Consider the following 10271-nt stretch of genomic DNA (forward strand, 5'->3'; position numbering starts at 1 on the left):
CCCCGGCGACTCCGCCACCCGAACCGCAAACCCCTCCACCACCGAACCACCCGACACCACACCCACCACACCACGCCCCGCACCCACCACCCACTCCCGCTCAGCCACCCCCACCATCGACACCTCACCCAACACACCACCCGACCCCACAGCCACCAACCCACCCGCCAAACCAAGCCAATGCCCCACCATCCGCCCAACCGTCCCCGCATCGAACAGATCCGTGCTGTACGAGACAACGCCGAACAGACCGCGTCCCGGGACCGGTTCGAACTCGATGTTCAGGTCGAACTGCGCCGTCTCCACGGGCGGAAGCGTCTCCTCGACCCGCAGTCCGGGCAGCGCGAAGGTCTCTCTGGGCGCGTTCTGGAGCGTGACCGCCGCCTGTACGAGTGGGGTACGGCTGGGATCGCGCTCGGGGTCCAGTTCCTCGACCAGCCGGCTGAACGGCACGTCCTGATGGGCGAACGCGGCGAGCGTCGTCTCCCGTACCTGCGTGAGCAGAGCGTCGAAGTCGGCGGAGGCGTCGATCCGCGATCGCAGGACCAGCGTGTTGACGAAGAAGCCGACGAGCCCTTCGAGTTCGGTACGTTCCCGGCCCGAGACGGCCGTGGCCACAGCGAGATCGTGCTGTCCGCTGTAGCGCGCGAGCAGCAGCTGAGTGACCGCCGTCAGCGCCATCGACAGGGTGGCGCCCAGCCTCCCCGCCGCCTCCGTGAGCGCGGCCGTCAGCTCCTCCGGAACACGGAACGTATGCAGCGCCCCGCGCCCGGTGCGTACAGCGGGGCGAGGCCGGTCGGTGGGCAGTTCGAGTACGGGAAGTTCCCGGAGGTGCTCACGCCAGTACTCCAGATGCGTGTCGAGGGCGGCGCCCGTGAGCCTCTCGCGCTGCCACACCGCGTAGTCGGGGTACTGCACCGGCAGCGCCGGCAAGTCCGCGTCCCCACCCCGCAGTGCCGCCGCGTACAGCTCGCTCAGCTCACGCGTGATCACACCCATCGACCAGCCGTCGGTGATGATGTGATGCATCGTCAGCATCAGCAGCCAGGACGACGAGGGGGCCGGGGTCGTCTCCTCCGGCACCAGGAGCGCGCGGAGCAGCGGACCGGTGCGCAGGTCGAAGGGGGCCGCCGCCTCGGCGCGGAGCAGGACGTCCCGCTCGGCCGCCCCCTGTGCCTGGGCGATACGTACCGTGACGTCAAGCTCCGAGTGAACCTTCTGCACACCCCGCCCGTCGGCGGAGTCGAAGGTGGTGCGCAGCGCCTCGTGTCTGGCCACCAGCCCCGAGACGGCTGCCCGCAGCGCGGGAAGATCGAGTGTGCCGGTGAGCCGGAGGGCGGTGACGACGTTGTATTCGGCGCCTCCGGGGGTGAACTCGTCCAGGAACCACAGCCGTTCCTGTGCGTACGACAGGGGAAGGGGCCGACCGTCCCGAGGGGCCGGGATGATGCCGCTGCCGTCCGGGGCGGAACCGGCGGCGGACGCCTGTTCCCCGGACGTCACCGCGGCGGCCAGGCGTGCCACGGTCGGATGGTCGAACAGCGCCCTCGGTGAGAGCCCGGTTCCCAGGGCAGCGCGGAGACGGGAGACGACCTTGAGGGCGCTGATGGAGTCGCCTCCGAGCGCGAAGAAGTCGTCGTGCGCGCCCACCTGTCCGGTGCCGAGCACCGCGCGCCAGATCCCGGCGAGCAGCTCTTCCGCTCCGGGGCGCGGAGCCACGTACGGTTCCTCGTCGCCGCTCTCGCCCCCGCTTCCGCTCCAGCTCCCTTGCCCGGGAGTGGGCAGGGCCCGCCGGTCGACCTTGCCGTTCACGGTGAGGGGGAGCGATTCCAGCTCGACGAACGCGGACGGCACCATGTACGCGGGGAGCGCCGCCGCCAGCTGATCGCGTACGGAGGTCACGTCCAGCGCCGAGCCGCCCGCCGGGACCAGGTAGGCGACGAGCCGCTTTGTGCCGGGACGGTCCTCGCGTGCCACGACCGCCACCGCACCAACGTCCTGGCGCTGCGTCAGAAGTGCCTCGATCTCGCCGAGTTCGATACGGAAGCCGCGTATCTTCACCTGGCCGTCGTTCCGGCCGAGGAACTCCACTCGGCCGTCGGCCCGTCGGCGTACGACATCGCCGGTCCGGTACAGCCGTCCGCCCGCCGCGAACGGGCTGGCCACGAACCGCTCCGCCGTCAGCCCTGCCCGGCCGTCGTACCCGCGCGCCAGCCCCGAACCGCCCAGATACAGTTCGCCCGGCACACCGACGCCGACCGGGCGCAGGGCACCGTCCAGTGCGTAGGCCAGGGTGTCGTCCATCGGACCGCCCAGCGGAACCGGCCCGCCCGAGACGTCCCCGGCCGCGACCGGTCCGCACAGCGCGAAGGTGGTGGTCTCCGTCGGCCCGTACACATGAACCAGCTCGGTGTCCGGGCAGTGTGCGCGCATGCGCGTCATCGCGGGCGCCGACGCCGCCTCGCCGCCGGTCCACACTTCGCGCAGTCCCGCAAAGCATCCGGGGTCCTCGTCCGCGAGCGCCCCGAAGAGCGCGGTCGTGACGAACACCGCCGTGACGCCGCGCTCCGCGGCGCGCCGTACGGCCGGGGCGGTCAGCTCTTCGTCGGCGACGACGACACATCCGCCGTTCAGCAGGGGTCCCCACACCTCGTACGTCGCCGCGTCGAAGGAGTGCGGGGAGTGGAAGAGCACCTGCCGGTGTGCCGCCGAGCCGAACCGCCGGTCGGCCGCGAGGGCGACCACGCCGCCGTGGGTGACGACCACGCCCTTCGGTGTCCCGGTCGACCCGGAGGTGAACATCACATACGCCGGCGCCTCCGGCGAAACGTCGACAGACGCGGACGCAGGCGCGGAAGGAGCTTGGGCACCCGCCCCCGGATCGTTCACATCGAGCACGGCAACGCCCTCCGGTGCCCGCACCGACCCATCGGTCAGCAGCAGTTCCGCGCCGCTGCGCTCCAGCACGTCCCTCATCCGCCGGGCCGGGTGCGCCGCGTGCAGCGGAACGTACGCCGCGCCCGCCTTCAGCACCGCGAGCATCGCCACCACGACCTCGGGCGACCGTGACAGCAGGAGCCCGACCCGCGAGCCCGCGCCCACGCCGCGCTCCAGCAGCGCATGAGCGAGCCGGTCCGCCCGCCGGTCCAGCTGACGGTAACTCAGCGTCGTATCAGAGAACTTCACCGCGGCGGCGTCCGGCGAGGCGGCCACCCGCTCGCGGAACACATCCGTCACGGACGCGGGACGCGCGGTCGACGCTACCGCCGCGTCATCCGTGTCAGTGGCGGGAGCGCCGCTCCACTCCCCGAGCACCCGAGCGCGCTCGTCCCCGCCGAGCAGTGTCAGCGTGCCGACGGCACGTTCCCCGTCCTCGGCCAGCTCATCGAGCGCCCGCGCACAGCCCGCCGCCAGTCGCCGCACCGTGTCGGCGTCGAACAGCTCAGGGTCGTACCCGAAGGTGAGGACGAATCCCTCCCCCGTCTCCTTCCCCGTCCCCTCCGCCGTTCCCTCGCCGGCGCGAGCGGTGAGTGTCAGCGGATAGTTCGTCGACTCGACCGCGTCGAGACCGGACAGGACGATGCCGTGGCGTGCGGCGGCGTCCGTGTCCACGGGGTAGTTCTCGACGACGACCAGGCTGTCGAAGAGCGCGGCGCCGGCGGGCACATCGGTGCTGATCTCGTGGAGCGCGACGTACTCGTACTGCCGCGCCTCCGCCTGTTCGTCACCGATCCGCCGCAGCCAGCGCGTCACCGGCTCGGCGGGCTCGGTGGCGATCCGTACGGGCAGGGTGTTGATGAACAGCCCCACCGTGCTCTCGGCGCCCGGCTGGTCGGCCGGGCGTCCTGACACCGTCGTACCGAACACGGCATCGAACGACCCGGCGTACTGCGAGAGCGTGAGCGCCCAGGCGCCGTGCACCATCGTGCCGACGGTCACCCTGCTGCGGCGCGCGAAGTCCACCACGGCGCGAGCGGTCGCCGTGGGCAGGCGCAGGGTCACCCGGTCCGTCGAGCGGGCGCGGTGCGCGCTGTCCGGCGCGCGGTCGAAGGGCAGCGCCGACGGCTCCTCGAAGCCGGCGAGCCGACTGCGCCAGAACGCGCGCCCCTCCTCCTGGTCCCGTCCGGCCAGCCACCTGAGGTGTTCCCGGAACGCCCCGCGCACGGGCCGGTCCACCGACCCATCGACCGGGCGGGGTGCACCCTCCTCCGAGACGAGCGCCGCGTACTCCACCGCGACGTCCGACAGCACCGCGGCGCTGCTCCACCCGTCCAGCAGGATGTGGTGGAACGACCAGAGCACCCGCACCCGCTCCCCCGGCAGCCGGGCCAGGGTGACACGGGTGAGCGGGGCACTGCCCGGGTCCAGTCCTGCGGCGGAGCGGTCCTCGGCGACGAGCGCGGCCCACAGTGCGGAGCGCTCGGCCTCCGAGCGGCCGGTCCAGTCGACGCGGGCGACGGGCATCTCGGCGCGCCGGTGCACGATCTGGACCGGCTCGGACAGCCCCTCCCAGGCGATCGACACCCGCAGCGCGTCCGAGGCGTCGACCACACGCTGCCAGGCGCGCGCCAGGGCATCCAGGTCGGCGACTCCGTCCATGACGAACGTGAACTGTTCGAGATACGCGGCCGAGCCGGGCGAGTTCAGCGAGTGGAACAGCATCCCCGCCTGAAGGGGCGTCAGCGGATAGACGTCCTCGATGTCCCGGCCGTCGCCGGCGATCAGATCGATCTCGGCCTGGGTGAGCCGTACGAGCGGGAAGTCCGACGGGGAGCAGCCGCCGGAATCCGGCTCCGCGCAGTGCTCGATGAGCGACCGCAGCTCGGCGGTGAACCGCTCGGCGAGGCTCCGCACCGTCTCCCGGTCGTGCAGATTCTCCGAGTACGACCAGGTGAAGGCCAGCACGCCGTCCTGGACCGCGCCCACCACCTCCAGCACATGGCTCCGCTGCTCGGCGGTGTGGTGCTCGCCGCCCGGGTTCAGGACGAGCGAGCGGTACCAGCCGCCGCTGGTGTCGTCGGCGCCGCCGAAGTGCCCGAGGTAGTTGAAGGCCAGCTCGGGAACGGGGGCGGTGCTGAGACCGGCTCCCCGGCCCGCGCTCATGTCACCTTCCGACCACCGGAGATGGCGTAGCGCGCCGTAGCCGACGCCCTGGTCCGGCACCGCCCTGAGCCGCTCCTTGACCGCCCGGATCGTCCGGCGCCAGTCCGCTCCCCCGTCCCCCGGCACGTCCAGGACGACCGGGTGGATGGAGGTGAACCAGCCGACGGTACGGGTCAGATCGGTGTCGTCGAAGATCTCCTCGCGGCCGTGCGCCTCGATGTCGACGGCCCATCGCGCGCCGCCGGCCCACGGTCCCGCCGCGCGCACCAGCGCCGAGAGCAGCACATCGTTCGGCCGCGTCCGGTACACCGCCGGGACGCGCTGCAACAGCTCCCGGGTCTCCTCGGCGGACAGCCGCACGGACACCGAACGCTCGGACTCCACCGTGTTGTCGCCACCGGGACGGTCCACGGGCAGTCGGGTGGTGGCGCGGGCCGTCGTCTCCAGCCAGTACGGCAGTTGGGCGTCGAAGCCACCCGCGGCGGTGTGCTCGGCAAGCCGCGCGGCCCACTGCCGTACGGAGGTGCCCTTGGGCCCCAGGTCGGGCTCTCGGCCGGTCACGATCCGCTCGTAGGCGGACTCCAGGTCCTCCAGAAGGATGCGCCAGGACACGCCGTCGACGACCAGATGGTGCGCGGCGAGGACGACCCGGACCGGCGCCTCCGGGCCCGTCACTCCCACGAGGACGCGGACCAACGGACCACGTTCCAGGTCGAGTCCGGCATGGGCCGCCGCGACGAGCGCGGGCCACTCCTCAGGGTCGCACGCATGGACGGCGAAGACCGCGTCGAGGTCGACGGCGGGCGTGATGTGCCCGGTCCAGGCTCCTTCGGGGGTACGGGTGAACGTGCTGCGCAACGCGTCGTGCTGGGCGAGCAGCGCGGCGACGGCCGGCCGCAGAGCATCGAGGTCCGTGGCGGGAGACAGGGTGAACCCGGCTCCCATGTTGAAGTGCTCCGGAGCCACCGGATGGGTGTCGAAGAACCACTCCCGTACGGGAGTTGTCCCTACGGCTCCGGTGACGAGCCCGCTCTCCGTGAGCAGGGCGGGGCCGGTGTCGACCTGGCCGGCCTTGGTGGCAAGGGTGGAAATGGTGGGGTGGAGGAAGACGTCGCGGGAGGAGAGGGCCCGTCCGGCACGGCGGGCACGGGAGACGACCTGGAGACTGATGATCGAGTCGCCGCCGAGGTCGAAGAAGTTGTCCTCGATCCCGACCCGCTCCAGCCCGAGCACCTCCGCCCACACGCCGCACAAGAGACGCTCGGACTCGGTACGTGGCGCCACATAGGCCGCGTCGGCCGAGGCGAACTCGGGTGCGGGCAGGGCGCGGCGGTCGAGCTTGCCGTTGGCGTTCAGGGGCAGCGCGTCCAGGACGACGAAGGCCGCCGGAACCATGTACTCCGGCAGAGCCGACGCCACATGCTCACGTACTACCGCCACGTCGAGGGGCGAATCCCCCTCGGCGACCAGGTAGGCGGCCAGGCGCTTCACTCCGGGGCGGTCCTCGCGCGCCACGACCACGGACTGGGCCACCGACGGGTGGGAGGACAGAACGCTCTCGATCTCGCCGAGTTCGATACGGAAACCGCGGATCTTGACCTGGTCGTCGCCACGGCCCGCGTACTCCAGAGTCCCGTCCGCACGCCACCGCACCACATCCCCGGTCCTGTACAACCGGCCACCGGACCGGAACGGATCCGCCACGAACCGCTCCGACGTCAACCCCGAACGCCCGTGATACCCACGCGCCAAACCACCCCCGAGATACAACTCACCCCACACACCCACCGGCACAGGAGACAAACCGCCATCCAGTACATACGTGGCCTTACCCGCCACCGGACGCCCAATCGGCACCATCGGACCCTCAGAGTCCGGATCGGTGTCGGAGAACCAGCCCGTCGCATACACCGTCGCCTCAGTCGGACCGTAAATGTTGGCCACAACCGCACCCGGCATCGCCCGCCGCGTCTGCTCCAGCAGACCCGCCGGAAACGCCTCACCCGCCAACACCACCAGACCCGCCGAAACAGCGGACTCCTGCCCCAACACCCCCGCAAACGCCGACGGCACCGCCGAAATGAGCGAGCCACTCCACGCGTCGCGCTCCGTCAACGCCAGAACATCCCGCACCACCTCCACCGTCCCACCAGCAGCCAACGTCCCGAACAGCTCAAACACCGACACATCGAAGTTGAGCGACGTCGAGAACAAAGTCCGCCTGAAGCGGTCCTCACCGAGCGACACCGCCCACCGCACGAGACCCGCCATCGCCGCATGCGGAACCACCACACCCTTCGGCCGACCCGTCGAACCCGACGTATAAATCACATACGCCGCCGACGACAACGACACAGAGCCGGACGCCGACAGGGCCTCCCGCGCGCCCGCGCCCACGCCCGCATCCGCGCCCGCCGACAGCGGCCCGGCCAACATCGCCTCGTCCACCACCACCCGGACGCCGCTGTCCGCCTTCATGAACTCCAGCCGGTCGGCCGGGTACTCCGGATCCAGCGGCACATACGCACCACCGGCCCGCAGCACCGCAAGCGCCGCCACCACCAGATCCACCGACCTCGGCAGCGACACGCCCACCCGCGACTCGACACCCACGCCCAGCGCCGCCAAATACCCCGCCAGACGATCCACCCGGGCACCCAACTCGCCATACGACAGCGAGACACCACCATCCCCGAGCACCGCAACCGCCCCAGGGGCCGCGGCGATACGGTCCTGAACCAACTCCACAACCGACCGCTCACCCACCCCGCCTCCCGGACCGGCCCACCCCATCAGCAAGCGCTCCAGCTCACCCGCGCCCAGCATGCCGACCCGCACCAGCGGCACCGACGGATCCGCCGTCACCCGCTCCGCCAACGCCAGCCAATGCCCGCACAACCGCTCGATGGTCTCCGCGTCGAACAGATCCGTGTTGAATTCCAGTTCCGCGGTGAGGCCGCTCGGGGACTCCCAGAACTCCAGCGTGAGGTCGAAACGTGACGACTCACGCGGCACGGGCTCGCGCCGCGCGGCCAGACCCGCGAAGTCGCCCTCCATGCCCATCGAGTTCTGGAGGACGATCAGCGCCTGCACCAGTGGGGTCCGGCTCGGATCGCGTTCCGGTGCGAGCGCGTCCACCACCCGGTCGAAGGGCACCTCCTGGTGCGCGAAGGCGTCAAGGGCCGTCGTACGAACGTGGTCAAGGAGGTCGTCGAAGGAGTGCCGGTCCTGATCGATACGCGCCCGCAGGACGAGGGTGTTGACGAAGAACCCGACCAGGCCCTCCAACTCCGCCCGCTCACGCCCCGAGACGACCGTGCCCACCGCCACATCCCGCTGACCGCTGTACCGCGACAACAGCAACTGCGTCACCGCCGTCAGCGTCATGAACAGACTCGCCCCACGCCGCTGCCCCGAACGCGCGAGGCGCCGGGCCAACTCCCCCGGCACCTCGAAGGTGTGGAGCGCTCCGGCCGAGGTGCGCACCGCCGGGCGTGGCCGGTCCGTCGGCAGCTCCAGGGGCTCCAGACCGTCCAACTGTGCGCGCCAATAATCGAGTTGCCGCGCATGCGCGTCACCGGTCAGCCGTTCGCGCTGCCATACGGCGAAGTCGGCATACTGCACCGGCAGCTCCGCGAGCCCCGCGTCCGCACCCCGTACGGCAGCGGCGTAGAGGGCACCCAGCTCGCGCGTGATGACGCCCATCGACCAGCCGTCGGTGACGATGTGGTGCATCGACAGCACGAGAACGTGCTCCTGCGCCCCGAGGCTCACCGCCAGCACTCGGAACAAGGGCCCGGCTGCGAGGTCGAATGGCGTCGACTGCTCGGTCCTCAACACTTTTTCCAGCACGTGCGGGCGGTCGGCGTCGTTCTCCGCACAGAGGTCGACGACACGCAGGGGCACGGTCACCGTGGGATGCACGGTCTGCGCCCGACCCCCGAACGTCGTACGCAGCGCCTCATGCCGCGCGGTCAGGCCGTCGAGCGCGGTCCGCAGAGCGGCCATGTCCAGGTGGCCGGCGAGACGGAGCGCCATGCCGGTGTTGTACTCGACGCCGCCGGGCGCGAAGTCGTCAAGGAACCAGAGGCGTTCCTGACCGTAGGAGAGGGGAAGCTCATGATCGCGGGACGCGGGCGCGATCGCCGTGGCCCGGGACGAGGCGTGAGCATGTCCCGGCGTCTGTGACCGTGCGACGGCCTCAGCCATCGCGGAGACGGTGGGGTGATCGAATACCGTCCTCGTCGACAGCTCGCACCCGACCGCCTTCTGGACGCGAAGCATGACCTTGAGGCCGGTGATGGAGTCCCCGCCGCGAGCGAAGAAGTCGTCATGAACGCCGACGCGGTCAACCCCGAGAACCTCGGCCCAGATCCGGCACAGCAGTTGTTCCCTGCCGGAACGGGGCGCCACGTATTCCGCGCCCCCCTCTGCGTCGGGCGCGGGAAGTGCTCGTCGGTCGACCTTCCCGTTCACCGTCAGCGGCAGCTCGTCCAGGACGACGAACGCGGACGGCACCATGTACTCGGGCAGAAGCCCAGCAGCATGCTCACGTACGAGCGAGACGTCCAGCTCACCCGACGGTACGAGGTACGCCACCAGGCGCTTCGCCCCCGGGCGGTCCTCCCTGACGACCACCGAGACCCGGCCCACCGACGCGTGACGCGACAGTACGGACTCGATCTCACCAAGCTCGATACGGAAGCCCCGCACCTTCACCTGACCATCGTCCCGGCCCAGGAAGTCCAAGCGGCCATCCGAGCGCCACCGCACCACATCACCCGTCCGGTACAACCGTCCACCCGAACCGAACGGATCCGCCACAAACCGCTCCGCCGTCAGCCCCGCACGACCGTCATACCCACGCGCCAGACCCCCACCACCCAGATACAACTCACCCGGCACACCCACACCCACCGGCCGCAACGCACCGTCGAGAACGTACGCCGACGTATTGTCCATCGGCCCCCCGAGCGGCACCGCCGCACCCCCGGTATCGGAACCAGTGACCGACCCGCACACCGCGAAGGTCGTCGACTCCGTCGGACCATACACATGCACCAACTCGGTACCCGGACACGCCTCCAACACACGCCCCATCGCCACACCCGACGCCGCCTCACCACCCGTCCACACCTCACCCAGACCCGCGAAACACCCCGCATCCT

The 10271-nt window shown here is 70.8% G+C and carries 1 protein-coding gene; it reads right to left on the bottom strand.

All coding sequences use genetic code 11. The features are described 5' to 3' along the window. On the bottom strand, window positions 1-10239 hold a 10239-nt coding region (locus tag CU044_RS20075; protein ID WP_275670203.1), incomplete at its 3' end, for a non-ribosomal peptide synthetase. Window positions 10240-10271 lie beyond the last annotated feature (32 nt).

The organism is Streptomyces sp. L-9-10, from assembly GCF_004151105.1.
GTDB lineage: Bacteria > Actinomycetota > Actinomycetes > Streptomycetales > Streptomycetaceae > Streptomyces.